Source organism: Streptococcus sp. V940 (genome assembly GCF_054353495.1).
The window spans coordinates 89,921-114,056 of the sequence record NZ_JBTHHZ010000002.1; the positions used below are offsets into that span (position 1 = coordinate 89,921).

Sequence of the window (24,136 nt, forward strand, 5' to 3'; positions counted from 1 at the left end):
ATTTCTATGCCAAAACGCTGTGGTTGGGTTAAAATGAACAACCCGCTATATGTAGCCTACCATGATGAAGAGTGGGGCCAACCCCTCCATAATGATCAAGCTCTTTTTGAGTTGCTTTGTATGGAGACCTATCAGGCTGGTCTGTCTTGGGAAACGGTGCTCAATAAACGCCAAGCCTTTCGTCAAGCTTTTCATGGTTACCAAGTCCAAGGTGTTGCAGACATGACGGATGAAGAGCTGGAAGCTTTGATGAATAATCCAGCAATTATCCGCAATCGTGCCAAGATATTTGCGACACGTGCCAACGCTCAGGCCTTTCTACAAGTTCAGGCAGAATTCGGAACTTTTGATGCTTATCTTTGGTCTTTTGTCGGTGGGAAGACGATTGTGAATGACGTACCTGAATATGCTCAAGCACCAGCCAGAACAACTTTGTCTGAGACATTATCTAAGGATCTCAAAAAACGAGGTTTTAAGTTTACGGGTCCTGTTGCAGTTTTGTCATTTCTACAAGCTGCAGGTTTGGTTGATGACCATGAGAATGATTGTGAATGGAAGGGTCTTAAATGATGTCTACCAAATATAAGGGAGTTCTGGTTTCTGGGCTCCTCTATACAATTCTTTTTGTATTTGATGGTGTCAAATTGTTGGCTTCCTTGATGCCATCTACCATTGCAAATTATCTAGTCTATGTAGTATTAGCACTATACGGCTCTTTCTTGTTCAAGGATAGATTAATCCAACAATGGAATGAGATTAGAAAAACTAAAAGAAAATTCTTCTTTGGCGTCTTAACAGGATGGCTCTTTCTTATTCTGATGACTGTTATCTTTGGATTTGTATCAGAGATGTTGAGGCAGTTTTTTGGGCTGGTCGGACAAGGTCTAAACCAGTCGAATATTCAAAGTACCTTTCAAGAACAACCATTACTGATAGCCGTTTTCGCCTGCATCATCGGACCTTTGGTGGAAGAGCTCTTTTTCCGTCAACTGTTATTGCATTACCTGCAGAAAAAACTGTCAACTTGGCTAAGCATTCTTCTGGTAGGACTTGTCTTTGCTCTGACTCATATGCATAATGTAAGTTTATCAGAGTGGGTCGGTGCAGTCGGATACCTAGGTGGTGGCCTTGCCTTTTCTATTATTTATGTGAAAGAAAAGGAGAATATCTACTATCCCTTACTTGTTCACATGTTAGGCAATAGCCTCTCCTTTATTATTTTAGCCTTGTCTTAATCCTATACATAAAAAAGCAACCAATCGTGTGGTTGCTTTTTCTTTTTATAGTAGTTGCATTCTTATAGAGCAGTAAGGAAGGTCAGTCCGCCAAGGACAACCCCGGCTGAGTTTGGAATGATTAGAATCCAATCTTTCTTAGGCTCTTTTGTCCATCCGTAAATGACCCAGATTAAGCAAGAGATTGCTGCAGATAACGGTTGGAAAGGTTGAGCTTTATTTCCTTGTAAATTGGCAAAAATTTGAGGGATGTAGGCTATAAATACTATAATCCCGATAAAGGCACCAATTGAACCAACAATTTGATTAATTCTCTGTTTAGTCATATATATTTCTCCTTATTACTTTATTAGCATAACAGAAAAACAGCTTGGATTCAAGTACAAAACCTCGGGATTCTAAGGAAAGACTTTACATTAGAATGGTATTAGAAAATGTGTCTACTTCTTTTGAGAATCGAAAAATGATTTGGAGCCAGAATAAAAGTAGTCTGTCTACAAAACACACTACTTTTATTGTTTATCTTAATATCTAGCAGGTCCAGCACTTGCACTCTTGATATTGAAACGTTTTTTGAGGTAGAAACGTAGGGCAAGGAGAGCTCCTCCAATGACCAATAAAACAAGTGGTGGGAGGCTGATGTTGATGGATTGTGGAAGGAAGTTGCTCAAGAAGAGGATGAAGACCCAGGCAAACATGGTTGCTAACATAACCAAAAGTGATTTCCAGAATGGTGGGCGTTGGCTACGGTCAGTATCTGGTCCGTAGTAGCGGTAGATAAAGTGGTAGAGCAGGTAAAAGGCAACTCCACCAAAGGCCCCTACACTGATAAGTGTTACCAATCCGTAGGCCACAGGTTGGTTTGAGAAGAAGCTCATCAAGGCGCTAACTACTGCAAATAGTCCTGTGATGAAAAGGGCTGAATCCAACATCATCAATTTTGGATCGTCATTTTCTTTTGGATGTTCTTTTTCGTATTGCTCTTTTTCGCTGAAGCTATGAGCCCAGTGAGTTGGTGCTCCGTAGATAGAACGTGCTGTCACTCCCTTTGGTTGTTCTTCAAGGATATGAGGAATGACTTCTTCAAGGATAGCCTTGATTTCAGCATCTGTTTTTCCGTCCTTGAGAAATTGCTGGGTTGCAATATGGATAAATTCCTGGTTTTTCTTTGTTAATTCTTTTAAATCAATCTGTGACATAATAACTCCTGTTTAGAACCATTTTTTATGGATGAGGTAAAGAGTGAGAGAAACACTCATAGCAAAGGCGATAAAAACGATGAGCCAGAAAGCGTGCGGTTCTCCGTTTAAAGGAATTTCATTATCCTTAAAGTTCATTCCGTAAGCTGAGAAAATCATAGTCGGGATAGACATAACGATGGTCACAAGGGCCAAGGTTTTCATGATATTGTTCTGGTTGTTTGAAATGATAGAGGCAAAGGTCTCTGTCATAGAGTGAAGGACGTTTCCATAGATATCCGCCATCTCGATGGCCTGTTGGGTTTCAATCAAGGTATCTTCAAGCAAGTCTTCATCTTCAAGGTATTTCTTAATATTGCTAGTCGCACTGGTCAATTTTTTAATCACGCGCTCGTTTGTCTTAAGAGAGGCCTTGAAGTAGACGATGGTCTTTTCCAACTCCATGAGTTCAATCAATTCTTCATTTCGAGTAGACTTGTGAAGTTGGCTTTCAATTTGTTCACTCTTGCGTTCGATTGAACGAAGGGCTGTCAGATAAATTTCAGCGTTGCGGTAGAGGATTTGGAAGATAAAGCGCGAACGCATAAAGGTATAGAAATTTCGAAGTCTCCGATTGATAAAGACATCTAGAAGTGGTAGAGGTTCCAAGCAAGTAGTAATGATAGCCTCTTCGGTGATGATAATCCCCAAGGGAATGGTCACATAGTAGGTACGGTTATTTCTCTCCTCGGTAATGGGAACGTCTACGATAATCAAGGTGTACTCATCTTCGATAGTGATACGAGACATTTCTTCCGCATCGAGTGGTGCACGGAGGTCGGCGATATCAATATCAAAAGCAGAAGCGATTTCCATCGATTCGCTTTGTGTAGGATTGACGAGATTGATCCAAGTGCCCGGTTGGAGCGTATCGATCTCTTTAAATTCAGTTGTTGTTGAGAGAAAGACTTGTTTCATATCTCCTATCCTTTCCTAATCTATTCTGTGTTTAAGTGATTTTTAGCACCGTACTATTATACTACAAATTCGGCTTTTTTGGTAATAGAATTTCACTTTTTTTGGTATAATGGAAAGCAACAATGGACTAGAAAGAAGTAACATGCAAGATAAGATTGTTATCCATGGGGCACGCGCCCATAATTTAAAAAATATAGATGTGGAAATTCCACGTGACAAGCTAGTTGTGGTGACGGGGTTGTCGGGTTCGGGCAAGTCCAGTCTTGCCTTTGATACCCTTTATGCAGAAGGGCAACGCCGCTACGTCGAGAGTCTATCAGCCTATGCTCGTCAGTTTTTGGGCAATATGGAAAAGCCTGATGTGGACTCTATCGATGGTCTCAGCCCTGCTATTTCTATCGATCAGAAAACGACTAGTAAAAACCCTCGTTCGACGGTTGGGACAACGACGGAAATCAACGACTACTTGCGTCTCCTCTATGCACGTGTAGGAACACCCTACTGTATCAATGGACATGGGGCTATCAAGGCTTCGTCTGTAGAGCAGATTGTAGACAAGGTTTTGGAATTGCCAGAACGCCAGCGCTTGCAGATTTTAGCGCCTGTCATTCGTAAGAAAAAAGGGCAGCATAAGACGCTGATTGAAAAGATTCAAAAGGATGGCTATGTTCGTGTCCGTGTCGATGGGGTTGTCTATGATGTGACCGAAGTTCCTGAACTTGAAAAGAATAAACAACACAACATTGACGTGGTGGTAGACCGTATTATCATCAAGGAAGGTATCCGTAGTCGTCTCTTTGATTCCATCGAAGCAGCCCTTCGTATCGCAGAAGGGTATGTGGTTATCGATACTATGGATGATTCAGAGTTGCTCTTCTCAGAACACTATGCTTGTCCAGTCTGTGGCTTTACGGTTCCAGAACTAGAACCTCGTCTCTTCTCTTTCAATGCTCCGTTTGGTTCTTGTAGTGAGTGTGATGGTTTGGGGATCAAGCTAGAGGTTGATACGGACTTAGTCGTACCAGATGCTAGCAAGACCCTTCGTGAGGGAGCATTAGCACCTTGGAATCCTATCTCTTCTAACTATTATCCAAATATGCTGGAACAAGCCATGACAGCCTTTGGAGTGGATATGGATACGCCTTTTGAGGACTTGTCTGAGGCGGATAAACACCTCATTTTCTATGGTTCAGATGGTAAGGAATTCCATTTCCACTATGAGAATGAATTCGGTGGAGTCCGTGATATCGACATTCCTTTTGAAGGTGTTATTGGTAATATCAAGCGTCGCTATCATGAAACCAATAGCGACTACACCCGCACACAGATGCGCCTTTATATGAATGAGCTAACCTGTGGTACTTGTCATGGTTATCGTCTCAATGATCAGGCCTTATCTGTTCGTGTAGGAGGAGAGAAAGGTCCTCATATCGGAGAAATTTCAGACCTCTCCATCGCAGACCATTTGGAGGTCATCGATCAACTTACCCTATCAGAAAATGAGGCTATTATCGCTCGTCCAATCCTCAAGGAAATCAAGGATCGCTTGACTTTCCTCAATAATGTCGGTCTTAACTATTTAACGTTATCCCGTTCTGCAGGAACATTATCAGGTGGGGAGAGCCAACGTATTCGCTTGGCGACTCAGATTGGTTCCAACCTCTCAGGAGTTCTCTATATTCTTGATGAGCCGTCTATCGGTCTTCACCAGAGGGACAATGACCGTCTGATTGCTAGTTTGAAAAAGATGCGCGATTTGGGGAACACCTTGATTGTAGTAGAGCATGATGAAGATACCATGCGAGAGGCTGATTATCTGATTGACGTTGGCCCTGGAGCAGGTGTCTTTGGTGGAGAAATTGTTGCTGCAGGAACGCCTAAGCAGGTGGCTCGAAACAGTAAGTCAATTACAGGACAGTATCTATCAGGGAAACGTGCCATTCCAGTGCCGTCAGAACGCCGTGTAGGAAATGGTCGCTTTATTGAGGTGACTGGAGCGTGTGAAAACAATCTACAAAATATCACTGCTCGTTTCCCACTCGGGAAATTCATTGCGGTGACTGGAGTCTCTGGCTCAGGGAAGTCGACACTTATTAACAGCATTCTCAAAAAAGCCATTGCTCAAAAGCTTAATCGCAATTCAGATAAACCTGGAAAGTTTAAGACTATCTCAGGGATTGAGCATATCGATCGTCTGATAGACATTGACCAGAGTCCAATTGGACGAACACCGAGGTCTAACCCTGCTACCTATACAGGTGTATTTGACGATATTCGTGACCTCTTCGCTCAGACAAATGAAGCCAAGATTCGTGGCTATAAGAAAGGTCGTTTTAGTTTTAATGTCAAGGGCGGTCGCTGTGAGGCCTGCTCAGGTGACGGGATTATCAAGATTGAGATGCACTTCTTGCCAGACGTATACGTAGCTTGTGAAGTCTGCCACGGAACCCGTTATAATAGTGAGACCCTGGAAGTTCATTATAAGGAAAAGAATATCTCGCAAGTTTTGGATATGACCGTCAACGATGCGGTGGAATTTTTCAAACACATTCCAAAAATTCAACGCAAACTCCAGACTATCAAAGATGTTGGTCTAGGCTATGTGACCTTGGGGCAACCAGCCACGACACTTTCTGGTGGAGAAGCGCAACGTATGAAGCTGGCTAGCGAGCTCCATAAACGCTCGACCGGTAAATCCTTCTACATTCTAGATGAACCGACAACTGGTCTTCATACCGAGGATATCGCGCGTCTACTAAAGGTCTTGTCTCGCTTTGTAGATGATGGCAATACAGTTCTCGTGATTGAGCACAATCTAGATGTCATCAAAACAGCAGACCATATTATCGACCTAGGCCCAGAAGGCGGTGTTGGTGGTGGTACCATCATTGCAACAGGAACTCCAGAGGAAGTAGCTGCTAATGAAGCTAGCTATACAGGACAGTATTTGAAAGGAAAGTTACATCATGAATAAACGTGTGCAAGCATTTCTCGATAAAATGCAAGAAAAAGAACTAGATGGAATCATTATCAATAACCTTAAAAACGTCTATTATTTGACAGGATTTTGGGGTTCAAATGGAACAGTCTTTATCAGTCGTGACCGTCAAATTTTGGTGACGGATGCCCGCTATATCATCGCTGCTAAGCAGGAAGTTACTGGTTTTGAGATTTTTGCAGAACGTGACGAGTTGGCTACTATCGCAAAAATTGCTAAAGACATGGGTCATTCTCGTATCGGGTTTGAAGATGAAATTTCGGTTTCTTATTACCACCGCATGCAAGCCGCTTTTGAAGGTTTGGAACTAGTTCCACAAACTCAGTTTGTTGAAGCGCTTCGTATGATTAAGGATGAAACAGAGATTGCGACTATTCGTAAGGCTTGTTCAATATCAGACCAAGCTTTCCACGATGCCCTTGAATTTATCAAGCCAGGTAAGACTGAAATTGAAATTGCCAACTTCCTGGATTTCCGCATGCGTGAGCTGGGAGCGGCAGGTTTGTCCTTTGACACAATCTTAGCGAGTGGCATCAACTCTTCTAAACCCCATGCTCACCCAATGCACAAGCCAGTAGAACTAGGCGAAGCTATCACTATGGACTTTGGATGCCTTTACGAGCATTATGTGAGTGATATGACTCGTACCATCTACCTAGGCCATGTCAGCGACGAACAAGCAGAAATCTACAACACTGTTTTAAAGGCCAACCAAGCGTTGATTGACCAAGCTAAGGCTGGCTTAGGTTTCCGTGACTTTGATAAAATTCCTCGTGATATCATTGTGGAAGCAGGTTATGGAGAATACTTTACACACGGTATCGGACACGGTATCGGACTTGATATCCACGAAGAGCCATACTTTAGCCAAACTTCTACAGAAGTTATTAAATCGGGTATGGTCTTGACTGATGAGCCTGGTATTTATATTGAAGGTAAATACGGGGTTCGTATTGAAGACGATATCCTGATTACAGATACCGGTTGTGAGTTATTAACCCTTGCTCCAAAAGAATTAATCGTAATCTAAGAAAAATGAGATAAATCGTTGACTTTTACTAGTTAAAGGTTTATACTGAAAGGCGAAAACGGTAGGTGAGGCTACCATAGGGATACGGATGACTACCGCAAAGCAGTGGAGACACTACTCGTTGGTCAACAGTCCTGGTCGCGAAGGTCAAGACTAAGCTCATTACATCGCCCTATGGAGTTAAAGCTTGAACGAAAACAGATCATAAGTTTTTTAGTCCTGCCATTTTATGGTAGGATTTTCTGCTGTTTTAAAACAAAGAAAGGAGACAAACGATGCAAATTGACGATCATCCAGAACCGCACATACACACCCAATCGCTGATTTGTGTCGTTCTGTCCCTATAAAGTGATTGGTCTCTGTGTATGATACTCTTCGAAAATCAAATTCAAACCACGTCAACGTCGCCTTGCCGTACTCAAGTACAGCCTGTGGCTAGTTTCCTAGTTTGCTCTTTGATTTTCATTGAGTATGAAATCACCATTCATACAGATAGGAGAAACCAATGAAAACTACAAAAGAAAGACTAGCAGTAGCTATTCAAACTCCATTAAAAGATAGTCTAGCTTTTTACCATACAAGTCTAAAAGGCTTAGACCAAGAACAAGTCGAAGAAAACCGTGACCTATATGGTGAAAACACCATTACTAAGGGTCAAGAGGATTCCATCTTTAAAAAGATTTATGAGTCCATTATCAATCCTTTCACAATCATTTTGCTTGTAATTGCCTTTATTTCTCTCGTTACAAACGTCTGGCTTGCCAAACCTGGCCAAGAGGACCCTACGACCTCTATTATCATCGTTGTCTTGGTTTTGATTTCAGGAGGCATCCGTTTTGTCCAAGAGTTGAGGAGCGATAAAGCAACAACCAATCTTTCAAAAATGATTGTCAACACTGCAACTGTTATTCGCGATGGTCTGGAACAAGAGTTGCCAATCGATGAGTTGGTTGTGGGAGATCTCGTGAAATTGAGTGCGGGAGACATGATTCCAGCAGATGTCATCTTATTCGAATCGCGCGACTTTTTCGTTCAACAGTCAGGTTTGACTGGAGAAAGCGATGCAGTTGAAAAGCTTGCTTTAAATAAAGCGACTAGTCAAAATGTAGATAGCCTCTTAGAAGCAGAATCTTTGGCATTCATGGGGACAAACGTTATCTCAGGAAGTGCTACAGCTATGGTCCTAGCGGTTGGTGATGACACCATGATGGGAGCCATCGAGCAAACTCTCAACACTTATGATGAGCCAACTTCTTTTGAACGTGAAATGAACAGCATTTCCTGGCTATTGATCCGCTTGATGCTTGTCATGGTTCCAATCGTGTTTTTCGCAAATGGATTGACCGATGGAGACTGGCTAGAGGCTGGAGTATTTGCCTTGAGCGTCGGTGTCGGTCTTACACCAGAAATGCTTCCGATGATTATTACAGCCAGCTTAGCAAAAGGTTCCATTATCATGGCCAAGGAAAAGGTAGTCATCAAAAAACTCAATGCTATCCAGGACTTAGGAGCAATCGATATCCTATGTACGGATAAAACTGGAACTCTTACGCAAGATGAGATTGTCTTAGAATACCCCTTGGATATCCATGGTGATTTGGATATGGCAGTCTTAAGAAGAGCTTATCTAAATTCACATTTTCAAACAGGTTTGAAAAACTTGATGGACCGTGCCATCATCAGTAGAACTGAAAAAGAAGCCAGGGAACACGCTATCCTACAAAATTTGGATACTAGCTTCCAAAAAATCGACGAACTTCCATTTGACTTTGAACGTAGACGCATGAGTGTCATCGTCAAAGATGATAGCAATGTCGTTAGTATGGTTACCAAAGGTGCTTTAGAAGAAATGTTGAACATTTCAACATATGTAGAATACCGAGGAGAGATCATTCCCCTAACCGAAGACATTCGTCAAGAAGTACTAGCAGAAGTTGGTCAATTAAACCGTCAAGGTTTGCGTGTCTTAGGTGTTGCTTACAAGTCAGGTTTACGTGAAGACTATGCCTATGCTGTGGCTGATGAAAGTGATATGATCCTTACGGGTTACCTTGCCTTCTTGGATCCGCCAAAACCATCTGCAGCACCAGCTATTCAAGCTCTGCTTGAGCATGGTGTCAGAACAAAAATTTTAACTGGAGATAATGAAAAAGTAACCCAAGCCATCTGTGAAAAGGTTGGTTTAGACGTTGAACACATCCTTTTGGGAGCTGATATCGACCAAATGACAGACCAAGAATTGGCAGAAGTGGTTGAAAGAGTAACAGTCTTTGCTAAATTGTCACCTGACCAAAAAGCGCGTATCATTCTACAGTTGAAGAGAAATGGTCATGGAGTTGGTTATATGGGTGACGGTATTAATGATGCCCCATCTATGAAGGTAGCAGATGTCGGTATTTCTGTAGATACAGCAGTCGATATCGCCAAAGAAACTGCGGATGTTATTTTGTTAGACAAGGATCTCATGGTTCTTGAAACGGGTATCGTTGAAGGTCGTAAGGTCTACGCCAACATGACCAAGTACATCAAGATGACCGTCAGTTCAAACTTTGGGAATATCTTCTCACTCCTTGTTGCGAGTATCTTCTTGCCATTTTTACCAATGGCTCCTGTTCATCTCATTGTCCTAAATCTAGTCTATGATTTGTCTTGTGTGGCATTGCCATTTGATAATGTGGATCAAGACTTCCTCAAACAACCCCATACATGGGAAGCAAAATCTATTACTAGATTTATGGTTTGGATGGGCCCAATCTCATCTGTCTTTGATATTTTGACCTTTATTTTCCTCTACTTTATTATTGTTCCTTTGGTGACAGGGCACCATTATGTTCATGGGTCAGAATCTGCCCTTCAGTTTATTATCTTATTCCAAACAGGATGGTTCATTGAATCTATGTGGTCTCAAACCATGGTTATCCATATGCTTCGTACGGCAAAAGTTCCTTTTGTACAAAGCAGACCAGCTTGGCTTGTAATCTTGACAACCTTGGTTGCCGCAATTTTCGTAACTAGTCTGCCTTATGGACCGCTAGTAAATATTCTTCGTTTAGCTCCATTAGGACTTCCTTATTTCTTGTTCCTAACCTGTATTATTTTCTTGTACATGTTTAGCGTCACAGTTATTAAGAAATTTTACATTAGGAAGTACAAAGAATGGTTATAGTTCGGTTTTTGTCAAGAAAAAAGATAGAAAACTGGAGAAAAAGTTAAATTTTTTTAAAAATAGGTCGCAAGTCGGATGTTTTTTATGGTATAATAGAATAAACTGATAGTAACATGTAGCGAAAGGGGTAGGTACATGATCAAAATTTATACAGTCTCAAGTTGTACTAGCTGTAAAAAAGCTAAGACCTGGCTCAATGCCCACCAGTTAAGTTATAAAGAACAAAACCTCGGTAAAGAGGGGATTTCTAGAGAAGAATTATTAGATATTCTAACAAAAACAGACAATGGAATTGCGAGCATTGTATCATCAAAGAATCGCTACGCCAAAGCTCTCGGAGTTGATATCGAAGATTTGAGTGTCAATGAAGTGCTTAATTTAATCATGGAAACACCACGCATCCTAAAAAGTCCAATTCTTGTTGACGAGAAACGTTTACAAGTTGGCTATAAAGAAGATGACATTCGTGCCTTCTTGCCACGCTCTGTCCGCAATGTAGAAAATGCAGAAGCACGTTTACGTGCAGCACTATAAAACATAAAGGCTGGGAGTGACTCCTAGCCTTATTTGATAGATAAATAAGGAAAAATAAATATGAAGAAGATAGTTATCGGTACAGTTGCGCTCCTATTTTTGCTAGCTGGCTGTGGACAGAAAAAAGAGTCTGCGGAACCTTCTAAAGATACAACGACAGAAGCTCTTCAATCAACTTTGCCTGTTCTAGAAAATGCCAATAACAATACAGTTGTAACAAAGACGCTTGTTCTACCTGCTGACGAAAATGGGGTTCAACAAACCCAGACCATTACCTATAAGGGCAAACAGTTCTTGACCTTAACGATTCAGCAAAAACGACAAGTTTCAGAAGACCTCCAGAACTTTATTGCAGAGCATGGATTAGAGGAAGCAAAAAAGGCCTTGAAAGAAGGAGAAGACAAGGATGAATCGGTCCAAGAAGCACGTAAAATTCCTGGATTTAACATTGAAACCAATCTTTTAAGTGAAACCGAGATTGAAACAAAAACAAGTTATGATTTTCAAGTTCTAGACGTTAAAAAGGCAAGCGAAAGCGAATATTTAAAAAATGTGGGATTAGAAAATCTACTAAAAAACGAACCAGAAGAATATATTGAAAATCGAGTTGCAAGTGGCGCGACTGTCCAGTAAGGAAGTCACAGAAAATCAGCAAAATCAGGCTGTGTCATTTGTAGAATGGCTGTGAATGTGCTATAATAGTACTATTCTAAGGAAAGAGGGTGTTAGAATGGGATTTACTGAAGAAACCGTACGTTTTAAATTGGATGATTCCAATAAAAAAGAAATTAGTGAAACATTGACAGAAGTCTATGCTTCATTGAATGAGAAGGGGTATAACCCTATTAATCAGATTGTGGGCTATGTTCTCAGTGGAGACCCAGCTTACGTTCCTCGTTACAATAACGCAAGAAATCAAATCCGTAAATACGAACGCGATGAGATTGTTGAAGAATTGGTCCGCTACTACCTTAAGGGACAAGGAGTCGATCTATAACCAATGAGAATTATGGGGTTGGACGTTGGTTCCAAAACAGTAGGAGTAGCGATTAGCGATCCGTTAGGGTTTACAGCACAAGGGCTTGAAATCATCCAAATCAATGAAGATCAAGGAGAGTTCGGCTTTGAACGACTCAAGGAATTGGTTGACACCTATAAGGTAGAGCGCTTTGTTGTTGGTTTACCTAAAAATATGAACAATACCAGTGGACCTCGGGTGGAAGCGAGTCAAGCGTATGGAGCAAAACTGGAAGAACTCTTTGGTTTGCCAGTGGAGTACCAGGATGAGCGCCTAACCACGGTTGCTGCTGAGCGCATGTTGATTGAGCAAGCAGACATTAGTCGTAATAAGCGAAAAAAGGTTATTGATAAATTAGCGGCTCAGTTGATTTTGCAAAATTATTTAGATAGAAAATTTTAAGACAGAGGAGAAACTATGTCACACGATCACAACCACGATCACGAAGAACGTGAACTTATTACACTTGTAGATGAGCAAGGGAACGAAACTTTATTTGAAATCCTATTGACTATTGACGGAAAAGAAGAATTTGGTAAAAACTATGTTCTTCTTGTACCAGTCAATGCAGAAGAAGATGAAAACGGTGAAGTTGAAATCCAAGCATACTCATTCATCGAAAATGAAGATGGAACTGAAGGTGAATTGCAACCAATCCCTGAAGATTCAGAAGATGAATGGAACATGATTGAAGAAGTCTTCAACAGCTTTATGGAGGAGTGATACAGTCTGGGAGACTGTATCAGCCCAGTTCCTTAAAATAAGAGAGAACTGGTAAGTTCGGGGATGTTTTTAGCCCAACTCCTAGAAACTGGAGAGAGTTGGAACGTCCAGTGGACGTTTTTAGCCTGACGCTAAAAATAAAATTTAGCTAGTATCTAGCAAAATGAGTAAAAAGCGAAGAGAATCTTCGCTTTTTTGTTAAGGAGATAAGCATGATTGAAGTAGAAAAATGGCTTCATAGTCGGATTGGCTTGAATTTCAGATCAGGATTGGGACGGATGCAAAGAGCGGTAGATTTGCTGGGGAATCCTGAGCAAACCTATCCAATTATCCATGTGACAGGGACAAATGGCAAGGGGTCAACTATTGCTTTTATGAGGGATCTTTTTGTTGCCCATGGGAAAACGGTTGGCACCTTTACTTCGCCCCACATTGTCAGCATCCATGACCGTATCTGTATTAATGGTGATCCTATATCGGACACAGATTTCATTCGTTTAGCAGATCAAGTCAAAGCAATGGAGCAAAGACTTTTAGAAACCCACGATCAGCTATCTTTTTTTGAGTTGCTGACCTTGATTGCTTTGCTTTATTTTAAAGAGCAAGAAGTAGATTTGGTCCTACTAGAAGTTGGGATAGGTGGACTTCTTGATACCACTAATGTGGTGACAGGAGAAATTGCAATCATCACATCAATCGGCCTCGATCACCAGGAGACCTTGGGCGATAGTTTAACAGCAATTGCAGAGCAGAAAGCAGGAATTTTTAAGCCTGGGAAATCAGCTGTGATTGCAAATTTAGCACCGGAAGCCCAACTCGTTTGTCAAAGGACAGCCACTGATTTGGGTGTAAGTCTCTACCAAGCTAATAAAGATTTTTCTTTCCGAGATGGGAACTTTTCTTCTTCTCTAGCTGACTTTAACCACCTAATATTGGGACTGGAGGGAGCCTATCAGGAGGAAAATGCAGCTCTTGCCTTGCAGGCTTTTCTACTATTTATGGCACAAAGAGACGAGAAAGTTGACCAAGAAGCAATTCGAGCTGCTTTGCGAACTACCAGATGGGCTGGAAGGCTAGAAGCTGTCACTGAGCACATCTATTTGGATGGGGCTCACAATTTACCAGCTCTAGAGCGTTTGGTTGAGTTTATCCAAGAAAAAATCCAGCAAGGGTATCAGCCTCAAATCTTATTTGGTGCCCTAAAGCGGAAAGATTATAGTGGAATGCTTACTTATTTAACAGAGCATTTACCTGATGTAGCTCTCTATGTTACGAGTTTTGACTATCAGGGTTCCTTGGAAGAGCAAGACTTTGGAGATTATACAAGCATTGCTTCTTATCGAGATTTTATAGATAATTTTGAGAGTTTTGCAGGGGAGCAAGACTTGCTATTTGTGACAGGATCTCTCTATTTTATATCAGAGGTTCGAGCTTGTCTCATGGCCCTAGATTCATTTGATTGACCCTCCTATCTTTATTTGTTATAGTAAAGGTGTGGTGGCTCAGCAGGGTTATTCTGATTTTAAGCCACTAAAAGAAAGGAGCCGTCATGTCACTAAAAAAATTCACACTTTCTCTTGCTTCTTTGGCAAGTCTTAGTCTCTTAGTTGCATGTTCGCCAAAAGAGCAGGCAGCTCCTTCAACTCAAGCAAGTACTAGTACGGAAGTAACGACTGCTCGGTCAGCAGAAACGACTGTTTCTAGTTCGACTGCTAGCTCAGTAACCAACATTGATGGGACCTATAAAGGGCAAGATGAGGGAGATAGCATTACTCTCGTAGTTACTGGTAATACTGGAACATGGACAGAAGTAGAACCTGATGGCGATCAGGAGATTAAAAAGGTCACCTTCGAACCAGAAAGTCAGAGAGTCTTTATTGGAGATGATATCAAGGTTTATGTAGCTGATGGCAATCAAATGATCATTGATGATATGGGTCGCGAAATTTCTAATCGTATCGTTCTAAAAAAATAGACATCTTTTGTAAGGATTTGAATCTCGTTAACACGGATTCGGGTCCTTTTTTTTAATCGATTTTTGGCATAAAAAATCCATACGATTAAGGTAGCTATTTTCTACCAAAAAAGTATGGAGGGATAGTTTTTATTAAAGGAACTGCTCTTGTAAAAAGTGAGCGACTCCGTCTTCTTCGTTGGTCAGTGGTAATTGCTCGTCTGCGAAAGAAAGTAGAGCGGGATTAGCATTTTTCATAGCATATCCTCTACCTGCAAAGGAGAGCATTTCTTGGTCATTGTGTTCGTCACCAAAGGCAATCAGGTTCTGTCTGTCTATATTCATGACATTTAGAAGGTATTCAAGGGCAAAGGCCTTGTGAACACCTTTTGGAGTACATTCAAGAATGTTCAAGGGACCGCCCCAAGTATTGATATTAAGCTGATGCTTGTAAAAGCTAGTCATCTCTTCTGCTAGTGCATATTTATCGTCTGCCCTAGTTTGTAATAAAATACAGTTAGGCCCCTTAGTCACTAAGTCAGACTTGAATTGATTTTCAGGGCGAAAGTTTTCAACACCAAACAATTTAGGATCGGCAATTTCCTTGTCTGGGGATGTAATGTAAAACTTTTTACGGTATTCACCTGCGATAAAGTCTGCCTCGATATCCTCTTTTCGTTTTACGATATCCAAGAGATATTTTTTGTCCACAGTAAGGCATTTTTCATGTTTCCAAGCCCTACCAGGTAGGTGAGTGAGCGAACCGTTGAAGTTAATCATAGGAGTCTCAAGTTCAAGTTGGTCATAAAAATCTTTGGCCATACGATATGGGCGACCAGTTGCGATAACCACATGGTGGCCTTTCTCAGAAATTTTTTTAATGGTTTCTTTTGTAAAGTCAGAGAGTTTGCTTTCTCCATTAAGTAAGGTACCGTCTAAGTCCACGGCAATCATTTTTTTAGTCATAAAATCCTCCCGAATTTAGTTTCAGATAAGATGTTTCCTATTATATCAAAAAGCTGAAAGAAAAGCTGACTATAAGCAAAAATAAGAAGAATCATATCCTTTAAGAATTTTTAAAAATAAGAAAAATAGCTTGAAAATGTGAATGATTAATGATATAATAGACATATTGTTCGTAAAATGACAAAGGAGATTAAAAATGGACAAATTATTTAAACTAAAAGAGCACGGGACAGATGTTCGTACAGAGGTGCTTGCTGGTTTAACAACTTTCTTTGCAATGAGTTATATTCTCTTTGTAAACCCTCAAATGCTTTCGCAAACAGGAATGCCTGTTCAGGGTGTATTCTTGGCAACAATCATCGGTTCTGTAGTAGGAACTTTGATGATGGCTTTCTATGCTAACTTGCCATACGCACAAGCTCCAGGTATGGGACTTAATGCTTTCTTTACATTTACGGTTGTATTCGGAATGGGCTATACTTGGAAAGAAGCTCTTGGTATGGTCTTCATCTGTGGGATCATTTCTCTGATTATCACATTAACCAATGTTCGTAAAATGATCATTGAGTCTATTCCTGCAACTCTTCGTTCAGCAATTTCAGCTGGTATTGGTGTTTTCCTTGCCTATGTTGGTATTAAGAATGCTGGTCTCTTGAAATTCTCAATTGACCCAGGGACTTATACTGTAGCAGGTGAAGGAGCAGATAAGGCTCAAGCAGCGATTACTGCAAATGCAGCAGCTGTTCCAGGATTGGTAGATTTCAATACTCCAGCAGTATTGGTAGCTATTGCAGGCCTTGCCATTACAATCTTCTTTGTTGTCAAAGGTATTAAAGGTGGAATCATTCTTTCTATTTTGACAACTACAGTTCTTGCGATTGCGGTTGGTCTTGTTAATTTGTCAGGAATCGATTTTGCTAGCAACAATCTTTCAGCAGCAGTTAACGACCTAGGAACTTTATTTGGTGCAGCCCTTGGTTCAGAAGGTTTGGGTTCTCTGATTTCAAATACTTCACGTTTACCTGAAACCTTGATGGCCATTCTTGCCTTCTCATTGACTGATATTTTTGATACAATTGGTACTCTTATCGGTACAGGTGAAAAAGTTGGGATCATCGCATCAAGTGGTGAAAACAATGAATCAGCTAAATTGGATAAGGCTCTATATTCTGACTTGGTGGCGACATCAGTTGGTGCCATTGCAGGTACTTCAAACGTTACAACTTATATTGAGTCAGCGGCAGGGATCGGTGCTGGTGGACGTACTGGATTGACAGCCTTAGTTGTTGCTATCTGTTTTGCTCTATCAAGCTTCTTTAGCCCACTTCTTGCCATTGTGCCTTCAGCTGCGACAGCACCAATTTTGATTATCGTCGGAATTATGATGCTCTCTAACTTGAAAAACATTCCTTGGGATGATATGTCAGAAGCTGTTCCAGCCTTCTTCACATCTATCTTTATGGGATTTAGTTACTCCATTACACAAGGGATTGCCGTTGGTTTCCTAACTTACACTTTAGCGAAGATTGTTAAAGGTCAAGTTAAGGAAGTGCATGTCATGATTTGGATTTTAGACGCTCTGTTCATCTTGAACTACATTAGCATGGCTCTAAACTAAAGACAAAAACTTTAAAAAAGAAGGAGGAAACTCCTCTTTTTTTATTACTAGAAATGTCGCAAAAGAAAACTTTTTGGTATAATAATAACATGCACACAAAAAATGAAGATGAACTAATCGCTCTTGGACAAGAGTTGGGTAGTCTACTTGAAAAAAATGATGTATTGATTTTAACTGGTGAATTAGGTGCTGGAAAAACCACATTAACAAAAGGTCTAGCTAAAGGACTAGGGATTCATCAAATGATCAAAAGTCCTACTTATACCATTGTTCGAGAATATGAAGGACGCCTACCCCTGTATCACTTGGATGTTTATCGTATCGAAGGAGATGCAGACTCAATCGACCTTGACGAATTTCTTTTTGGTTCAGGTGTGACGGTTATTGAGTGGGGACACCTATTAGGTGAGGCTCTTCCAGCTGACTATTTGGAATTAGAAATTCTTAAAGATGGTGAGGGGCGCGAGATTGTCTTTCATGCCCACGGTCAACGAGCAGCAGAACTCTTGCAGAGGTTGACAGATGGAGTATGATTTATTAATTCGTGAAGCAGAAGTTGAGGATGCTACAGAACTTATTGCACTTTTGGATCAGATTGGTCATGAATCTAGTTTTACCAGTCTGGATGAAAATGGAATTGCAATGAGTGAATCTGAGATGCAGCGTTTTATTAACAAGCAGGCCCAGTCGGATAATCAGATTACTTTACTAGCTTATTTGAATGAAGAATTGGCAGGAGTAATCAATATAACGGCTGATCAACGTCCGCGAGTTCGGCATATTGGGGATATCTTTTTGGGTATCAAAAAAGCCTATTGGGGAAATGGTCTCGGTAGTATCTTGATGGAAGAAGCTATTGAGTGGGCCCAATCGAGCGGAAGTATTCGACGTTTACAATTGACAGTTCAAAAACGAAATCTGGCAGCTGTTCATCTATATAAAAAGCTGGGCTTCATCATTGAAGGCCAGCAGGAACGCGGCGCTTGTATAGAAGGAGGAGAGTTTCTTGATGTTTACCTGATGGGTCGACTGATAGACAAATAAATATATGGTAAAAAAAATAATCGGAATGTTTTTAGGCTTTGTTCTTGTGACAGTGCTTGGTGTGGGAGCTTATGCCTATACTATCTACCAACAAAGTACACAGACTTTAGCCAAAACTTATAAACAAATCGGAGAAGAAACCAAGGTTATCGAGGCAACAGAACCATTGACAATCCTATTGATGGGTGTGGACACGGGGAATGTTGAACGTACAGACCCATGGGCAGGAAATAGTGATTCAATGATCTTGGTAACAGTGAATCCTAAAACCAAGAAAGTCGTTATGATGAGTTTGGAACGTGATATTCTGACACAAATCCAACAACCAGATGGTAGTGTTAGAGAAGCTAAACTCAACGCTGCCTATGCTGATGGTGGAGCAGAGCTTGCCATTTCGACCATTCAAAAAATGATGAATATCCATATCGACCGCTATGTGATGGTCAATATGCACGGTCTTCAAAGAATGGTTGATGCTGTCGGAGGTATCACAGTAAACAACACTCTAGGTTTCCCAATCTCTATCCAAGACCAGGAACCATTTAACACGATTTCTATCGGTGTTGGGGAACAAACCCTAAATGGTGACGAGGCGCTAGTATATTCACGCATGCGCTATCAGGATCCAGAGGGGGACTACGGTCGTCAGAAACGTCAGCGCGAAGTCATCCAAAAGATTGTTGAAAAAATTCTTAGTTTGAATAGTGTTAGCCACTATCAAGAAATTTTGAAGGCTCTTAGCGATAACATGCAGACAAATATCGAGATTACGACAACAACGATTCCTCAGTTGATGGGCTATCAAGATTCCTTTAAGAATATTGAGTCTCAGCAATTGCGCGGAGAGGATGCAATGATTGATGGGACATCTTACCAAATAGTGACATCTGAGCATATGTTAGAGATGCAAAATCTTTTACGTCGTTCATTGGATAAGCCAGAAGTTACCGAATTGGAGACAAATGTAGTCTTGTATGAAAATATTTATGGGCGTTTACCACAAACAACTGGTTCTGTTGCAGATCAGGAACAACAAGGCCAACAAGAACAATAAGAAATGCATACTAAAATCGTAGGAATTTTCCTGCGATTTTTTCAAAGAAATCCGAATAGATAGGTAGGAGGAAAAAATGAAAGCGGAAATCATAGCTGTTGGAACAGAGATTCTAACAGGTCAAATTGTCAATACCAATGCACAGTTTTTATCTGAAAAGTTGGCTGAAATCGGTGTTGATGTCTACTTCCAAACGGCTGTAGGAGATAATGAGGCTCGGCTCTTATCTTTGTTGGAGATTGCTAAGAATCGTAGCAATCTGGTTATCCTAACAGGAGGATTGGGACCGACAGAGGATGATTTGACCAAACAAACCTTGGCCCATTTTCTAGGGCGTGATTTAACTTTTGATGCTCAAGCGCAGGCTAAACTAGATGACTTTTTTGCTCATCGACCTGACTATGCCCGAACTCCAAATAATGAACGCCAAGCTCAAATCGTTGAGGGTTCAATCTCGCTACCTAATGAAACAGGACTAGCAGTCGGAGGCATGATTGAGGTGGCTGGCGTGACCTATGTCGTCCTACCAGGTCCGCCAAGTGAACTGAAACCCATGGTTTTAAATGAACTGTTGCCAAGATTGACAACTGGAGCTAAGTTGTACTCACGTGTGCTTCGTTTCTTTGGCATTGGCGAGAGCCAGCTAGTAACGATTCTGTCGGATTTGATTGAAGAACAAACAGATCCAACCTTGGCCCCTTATGCAAAAACGGGAGAAGTGACTCTGCGTTTGTCTACCAAGGCTACTAGTCAAGAAGAAGCAAGAAAATCTTTGGATCGTCTTGAGGTTCAAATTCTTGCCCGCCAGACATTTGAAGGGGTTGCTTTAAAGGATATTTGCTATGGTTATGGTGAGGAAGCGAGTCTAGCTAGTGTAGTTGTTGAGGAGTTGAAAAAGCAGCATAAAACCATAACGGCTGCGGAAAGTTTGACAGCAGGGCTTTTTCAAGCAACTTTGGCAGACTTTTCGGGAGTGTCAGCTATCTTTAAAGGTGGTTTTGTCACTTATAGTCTGGAAGAAAAGGCTAAGATGTTAGATATTCCACAAGTAGAGTTGGAAAAACATGGAGTTGTTTCAGCCTTTACAGCGGAAAAAATGGCAGATCAGGCACGGCTTAAAACCCAATCAGACTTTGGAGTTAGCTTGACAGGAGTGGCTGGTCCGGATAGTCTAGAAGGCCATCCAGCTGGTACAGTTTTTATCGGTTTGTCTCAAGCATCAGGTACAGAAGTTGTTCAGGTCAATATAGCAGGAAGAAGTCGAGCAGATGTTCGTAAAATTGCAGTCATGCATGCTTTTAACTTAGTTCGCAAAGCTTTATTAAGTAACTGACTTTTGATATAATAGAAGAAGGTTCTTAGAATCATTAAAATATAGGAGAACAAAATGGCGAAAAAACCAACAAAAAAATTAGATGAAATTGGGAAAAAATTTGGAGCTGATCGTGAAAAAGCTTTGAATGATGCCCTTAAATTGATTGAAAAAGATTTTGGTAAGGGCTCAATCATGCGCTTGGGTGAGCGAGCAGAACAAAAAGTGCAAGTGATGAGTTCAGGCTCTTTGGCACTTGATATTGCACTCGGTTCAGGTGGTTATCCTAAGGGACGTATCATTGAAATCTATGGTCCAGAATCATCAGGTAAGACAACAGTTGCCCTTCACGCTGTAGCGCAAGCACAAAAAGAAGGTGGAATTGCAGCCTTTATCGATGCGGAACACGCTCTTGACCCGGCCTATGCAGCAGCTCTTGGGGTTAACATTGACGAATTGCTCTTGTCACAACCAGACTCAGGTGAGCAAGGTCTTGAAATTGCAGGGAAATTGATCGACTCAGGTGCGGTTGACCTTGTGGTTATTGACTCAGTTGCAGCTCTTGTACCTCGTGCGGAAATCGATGGAGATATCGGAGATAGCCACGTTGGTCTTCAAGCTCGTATGATGAGCCAAGCTATGCGTAAACTCGGTGCTTCTATCAACAAGACAAAGACAATTGCTATCTTCATCAACCAGTTGCGTGAAAAAGTAGGGGTTATGTTTGGAAATCCAGAAACAACTCCTGGTGGACGCGCCCTTAAATTCTATGCTTCAGTCCGTTTGGATGTGCGTGGAAGTACACAAATCAAGGGAACTGGTGATCAAAAAGATACGAACGTTGGTAAAGAAACTAAGATTAAAGTTGTGAAAAACAAGGTGGCTCCACCGTTCAAAGAAGCTCTTGTTGAAATCATGTATGGTGAAGGGATTTCTAGAACTGGTGAACTCTTGAAGATTGCTAGTGATTTGGATATTATCCAAAAAGCAGGTGCTTGGTACTCATACAAGGGTGAAAAAATCGGACAAGGTTCTGAGAATGCTAAGAAATACTTGGCAGATCACCCAGAAATCTTTGATGAAATTGACCACCAAGTTCGTGTTCAATATGGTTTAATTGAAGAGGAAGAAGGTTCTAAAGCAAGTGCAGCAGCTGATGCAGATTCTAACCAAGAAGTAACACTTGATTTGGGCGACGCTCTTGAAATCGAAATTGAAGAATAAAAAGAAAAGTAGCAGTAAAACTGCTACTTTTTGTTTCATGATGACTAGTGGTCACTAAAGCGTCGGTATTCGATACGAAAGTCGAAGTAGTTCTCTTCTTGCAATTTTTGAAAGATGTTCCAATAGGCCTCTTCATCAAAGTGGTCGCCACGATAGAGAATTTCGAAACTCATTCCCTCGTATTCCAAGAAGGCGTTGGCAGTTTTAAAGCCATTTTGTAAGTAAAAGTCCATGCGGGATTTTCTTTGTTCAAGATTGTCACAGTCTTCGTCTAATCGCTCCACTTCAAGAATCATGGTACGCTGGTAAAAATCTATGAGTTTTTCAATGATTTCTCTCCCGTACCCATGACTGCGGAGATGGGGCATAATGGCAAAGAAGCTAATGTAGAAAGCTTTTTGATTAGAAATGGCAAAAGCGAAGCCGACAAATTCTTCTTCATTATAAAAGGCGAAAAAGTGAGCATCATCCCTATCTTGATACAGTAAAAATTCGTCTAAGGGCACCCTTTCTTCCTCAGGGAAGGCCTCCTTGTTTAATTGTTCCACTTTCTCAAGGTCTGGGAATACATCTGTAATTAACTGACTTGTTAAGCTCATACATACCCTCCTTTTCTGTCACGATTATACCAGATTGTTTACATATAGGCAACGCTTTCTTAAGGAAACTTCCTTGTTCCTCAACTTGAAAGCTGATATAATAGCCTTATGAATAAAAAATCAACGGTGGACTTGATTCATGGTCCCATTCTTCCTTCACTGATTAGTTTTGCATTACCGATTTTACTGTCCAATATCTTTCAGCAACTATACAATACAGCTGATATTTTGATTGTTGGGCGTTTTTTAGGACAAAATTCCTTGGCGGCAGTCGGAGCTACGACAGCTATTTTTGATTTGATTATTGGATTTGCCCTCGGAGTCGGAAATGGGATGGGAGTTGTTATTGCCCGTCTTTACGGTGCTCGTAATTTTACAAAGATTAAAGAGGCTGTCGCAGCGACTTGGATTTTAGGTGCAATCCTGAGTGGTCTTGTGATGCTGATGGGATTCTTCGGTCTTTATCCGCTTTTACAATATCTCGAAACACCTGCAGAAATCCTCCCCCAATCTTATGAATACATCTCTATGATTGTCAGCTGTGTGGGAGTTAGCTTTGCCTATAATCTCTTTGCAGGATTGCTACGATCAATTGGTGATAGCCTTGCGGCGCTTGCCTTTCTTATCTTTTCAGCCATTGTTAACGTCATTTTAGATTTGTATTTTATTACACAACTGCAGTTGGGGGTTCAGTCTGCAGGTCTTGCAACTATCATCTCGCAAGGTTTGTCCGCTATTCTCTGTTATTTCTATATCCGAAAGAGTGTTCCAGAGCTTCTTCCAGAACTTAAACATTTCAGATGGAATAAGGATCTCTATGTCGATCTCTTGGAGCAGGGGCTAGCCATGGGGCTGATGGGTTCAATCGTCTCTGTCGGAAGTGTCATCTTGCAATCCTCTGTTAATGGCTTTGGAGCAGTTATTATCAGTGCCCAAACGGCAGCACGTAGAATCATGGCCTTTGCCCTATTGCCAATGACGGCAATTTCTGCTTCTATGACGACTTTTATCTCTCAAAACTTTGGGGCAAAACGTCCAGATCGTATCGTCCAAGGTCTTCGTTTAGGGAGCTATTTGAGTATGGCTTGGGCAACCTTTGCTTGTGTGTTCCTATTTTTTGCAAGTCCTAGCCTAGTTTCTTTCTTAGCGAGTTCAACAGATGGTTACTTGATTGAAAATGGGGCCTTGTACCTACGTATTAGTTCTGTTTTCTATCCGTTTTTGAGTCTTTTATTGATTTATAGAAATAGTTTGCAGGGACTCGGTCAAAAACTCTTACCCCTCATATCTAGTTTTATCGAATTTATAGGGAAAATTGTTTTCGTCGCTTGGATTATTCCTTGGGCAGGTTATACAGGTGTGATTCTATGTGAACCGCTACTTTGGCTTGTTATGACTGCACAGCTTTATATCTCACTCTCTCAGCACCCTTGGATAAAAGAAGGCAAGAAAATCTTGGCTGTCGGCGGACAATCCCAGCTTCATTTATAAAAGAAAAATCCAAT

24 protein-coding genes and 1 riboswitch are annotated in these 24,136 nt (G+C 41.1%); of the genes, 19 read left to right on the top strand and 5 right to left on the bottom strand.

The window, feature by feature from the left end:
* Positions 1-6: 6 nt before the first annotated feature.
* Both ACXYSM_RS06340 and ACXYSM_RS06345 read left to right on the top strand, forming a co-directional pair.
* Entirely contained in the window at positions 7-570 is a 564-nt protein-coding gene (locus ACXYSM_RS06340) for a DNA-3-methyladenine glycosylase I (protein ID WP_458634767.1), read from the top strand.
* Positions 567-1,235 carry a lysostaphin resistance A-like protein gene (locus ACXYSM_RS06345; protein ID WP_458634768.1) on the top strand — a complete coding sequence of 223 codons (669 nt, stop codon included), beginning with the start codon at positions 567-569 and terminating at the stop codon, positions 1,233-1,235. The genes ACXYSM_RS06340 and ACXYSM_RS06345 overlap by 4 nt, the downstream gene beginning before the upstream one ends.
* Positions 1,236-1,297: 62 nt before the next feature.
* Here ACXYSM_RS06345 and ACXYSM_RS06350 read toward each other — a convergent pair whose 3' ends face one another.
* The 3 genes from ACXYSM_RS06350 to ACXYSM_RS06360 all read right to left on the bottom strand — a co-directional run bounded on the left by ACXYSM_RS06350 (position 1,298) and on the right by ACXYSM_RS06360 (position 3,391).
* The gene (locus ACXYSM_RS06350) at positions 1,298-1,561 is read right to left on the bottom strand and encodes a SemiSWEET family transporter (RefSeq protein WP_000166358.1); all 264 of its coding nucleotides are present in this window, start codon (positions 1,559-1,561) and stop codon (positions 1,298-1,300) included.
* A gap of 198 nt (positions 1,562-1,759) precedes the next feature.
* On the bottom strand, positions 1,760-2,434 hold the full coding sequence (locus tag ACXYSM_RS06355) for a DUF1129 domain-containing protein (RefSeq protein ID WP_458634769.1): 675 nt from the start codon (positions 2,432-2,434) through the stop codon (positions 1,760-1,762).
* Positions 2,435-2,446: 12 nt separating this feature from the next.
* Positions 2,447-3,391 (bottom strand): magnesium transporter CorA family protein, encoded by a 945-nt coding sequence (locus ACXYSM_RS06360; RefSeq protein ID WP_084944286.1) that lies wholly within the window; start codon positions 3,389-3,391, stop codon positions 2,447-2,449.
* 142 nt (positions 3,392-3,533) lie between these two features.
* Between ACXYSM_RS06360 and uvrA the strand changes: the two genes are divergently transcribed.
* From uvrA to ACXYSM_RS06410, 10 genes are all read left to right on the top strand, one after another.
* Positions 3,534-6,365 (top strand): excinuclease ABC subunit UvrA, encoded by a 2,832-nt coding sequence (gene uvrA / locus ACXYSM_RS06365; protein ID WP_458634934.1) that lies wholly within the window; start codon positions 3,534-3,536, stop codon positions 6,363-6,365.
* Positions 6,358-7,419 (top strand): M24 family metallopeptidase, encoded by a 1,062-nt coding sequence (locus ACXYSM_RS06370; RefSeq protein WP_458634770.1) that lies wholly within the window; start codon positions 6,358-6,360, stop codon positions 7,417-7,419. Before uvrA ends, ACXYSM_RS06370 begins: the two co-directional genes overlap by 8 nt.
* A gap of 53 nt (positions 7,420-7,472) precedes the next feature.
* A riboswitch (M-box (ykoK) riboswitch) is annotated at positions 7,473-7,626 on the top strand.
* A 298-nt stretch (positions 7,627-7,924) separates the two neighbouring features.
* On the top strand, positions 7,925-10,585 hold the full coding sequence (gene mgtA, locus ACXYSM_RS06375) for a magnesium-translocating P-type ATPase (RefSeq protein WP_458634771.1): 2,661 nt from the start codon (positions 7,925-7,927) through the stop codon (positions 10,583-10,585).
* A 135-nt stretch (positions 10,586-10,720) separates the two neighbouring features.
* On the top strand, positions 10,721-11,119 hold the full coding sequence (spx, locus tag ACXYSM_RS06380; RefSeq protein WP_000591164.1) for a transcriptional regulator Spx: 399 nt from the start codon (positions 10,721-10,723) through the stop codon (positions 11,117-11,119).
* A gap of 60 nt (positions 11,120-11,179) precedes the next feature.
* On the top strand, positions 11,180-11,752 hold the full coding sequence (locus tag ACXYSM_RS06385) for an SP0191 family lipoprotein (protein ID WP_458634772.1): 573 nt from the start codon (positions 11,180-11,182) through the stop codon (positions 11,750-11,752).
* Positions 11,753-11,849: 97 nt separating this feature from the next.
* Positions 11,850-12,116, top strand: a complete 267-nt coding sequence (locus ACXYSM_RS06390; RefSeq protein ID WP_004250500.1) for an IreB family regulatory phosphoprotein — start codon at positions 11,850-11,852, stop codon at positions 12,114-12,116.
* A 3-nt stretch (positions 12,117-12,119) separates the two neighbouring features.
* Positions 12,120-12,539 carry a Holliday junction resolvase RuvX gene (ruvX, locus tag ACXYSM_RS06395; RefSeq protein ID WP_006152930.1) on the top strand — a complete coding sequence of 140 codons (420 nt, stop codon included), beginning with the start codon at positions 12,120-12,122 and terminating at the stop codon, positions 12,537-12,539.
* Positions 12,540-12,554: 15 nt separating this feature from the next.
* Positions 12,555-12,860 (top strand): DUF1292 domain-containing protein, encoded by a 306-nt coding sequence (locus ACXYSM_RS06400; RefSeq protein WP_000017624.1) that lies wholly within the window; start codon positions 12,555-12,557, stop codon positions 12,858-12,860.
* 212 nt (positions 12,861-13,072) lie between these two features.
* A complete protein-coding gene (locus ACXYSM_RS06405) occupies positions 13,073-14,323 on the top strand; it encodes a bifunctional folylpolyglutamate synthase/dihydrofolate synthase (protein ID WP_458634773.1) in 1,251 nt (416 codons plus the stop codon).
* An 86-nt stretch (positions 14,324-14,409) separates the two neighbouring features.
* Positions 14,410-14,835 carry an SP_0198 family lipoprotein gene (locus ACXYSM_RS06410; protein WP_458634774.1) on the top strand — a complete coding sequence of 142 codons (426 nt, stop codon included), beginning with the start codon at positions 14,410-14,412 and terminating at the stop codon, positions 14,833-14,835.
* 132 nt (positions 14,836-14,967) lie between these two features.
* Here the strand turns inward: ACXYSM_RS06410 and ACXYSM_RS06415 are convergent, their stop codons facing one another.
* Complete coding sequence (locus ACXYSM_RS06415) at positions 14,968-15,780, bottom strand: Cof-type HAD-IIB family hydrolase (protein ID WP_458634775.1); 813 nt, start codon at positions 15,778-15,780, stop codon at positions 14,968-14,970.
* A 196-nt stretch (positions 15,781-15,976) separates the two neighbouring features.
* On the opposite strand from ACXYSM_RS06415, the gene ACXYSM_RS06420 reads away from it, so the two are divergent.
* The 6 genes from ACXYSM_RS06420 (at position 15,977) to recA (ending at position 22,032) form a co-directional block, all read left to right on the top strand.
* Positions 15,977-17,398 (top strand): NCS2 family permease, encoded by a 1,422-nt coding sequence (locus ACXYSM_RS06420; protein ID WP_004250510.1) that lies wholly within the window; start codon positions 15,977-15,979, stop codon positions 17,396-17,398.
* An 89-nt stretch (positions 17,399-17,487) separates the two neighbouring features.
* Positions 17,488-17,931 (top strand): tRNA (adenosine(37)-N6)-threonylcarbamoyltransferase complex ATPase subunit type 1 TsaE, encoded by a 444-nt coding sequence (gene tsaE, locus ACXYSM_RS06425; protein ID WP_414312169.1) that lies wholly within the window; start codon positions 17,488-17,490, stop codon positions 17,929-17,931.
* A complete protein-coding gene (locus ACXYSM_RS06430; RefSeq protein ID WP_414266742.1) occupies positions 17,921-18,442 on the top strand; it encodes a GNAT family N-acetyltransferase in 522 nt (173 codons plus the stop codon). The genes tsaE and ACXYSM_RS06430 overlap by 11 nt, the downstream gene beginning before the upstream one ends.
* A gap of 4 nt (positions 18,443-18,446) precedes the next feature.
* Positions 18,447-19,496, top strand: coding sequence for a glycopolymer--peptidoglycan transferase LytR (lytR, locus tag ACXYSM_RS06435; RefSeq protein ID WP_458634776.1), 1,050 nt, complete (start codon positions 18,447-18,449; stop codon positions 19,494-19,496).
* A gap of 76 nt (positions 19,497-19,572) precedes the next feature.
* Positions 19,573-20,829, top strand: a complete 1,257-nt coding sequence (locus tag ACXYSM_RS06440) for a competence/damage-inducible protein A (protein WP_458634777.1) — start codon at positions 19,573-19,575, stop codon at positions 20,827-20,829.
* A gap of 54 nt (positions 20,830-20,883) precedes the next feature.
* Positions 20,884-22,032 carry a recombinase RecA gene (gene recA, locus ACXYSM_RS06445; protein ID WP_006149228.1) on the top strand — a complete coding sequence of 383 codons (1,149 nt, stop codon included), beginning with the start codon at positions 20,884-20,886 and terminating at the stop codon, positions 22,030-22,032.
* A gap of 44 nt (positions 22,033-22,076) precedes the next feature.
* On the opposite strand, the gene ACXYSM_RS06450 is transcribed toward recA, so the two are convergent.
* A complete protein-coding gene (locus ACXYSM_RS06450) occupies positions 22,077-22,631 on the bottom strand; it encodes a GNAT family N-acetyltransferase (RefSeq protein ID WP_458634778.1) in 555 nt (184 codons plus the stop codon).
* 108 nt (positions 22,632-22,739) lie between these two features.
* On the opposite strand from ACXYSM_RS06450, the gene ACXYSM_RS06455 reads away from it, so the two are divergent.
* Positions 22,740-24,122 (top strand): MATE family efflux transporter, encoded by a 1,383-nt coding sequence (locus tag ACXYSM_RS06455; RefSeq protein WP_458634779.1) that lies wholly within the window; start codon positions 22,740-22,742, stop codon positions 24,120-24,122.
* The last annotated feature ends 14 nt before the right edge of the window (positions 24,123-24,136 follow it).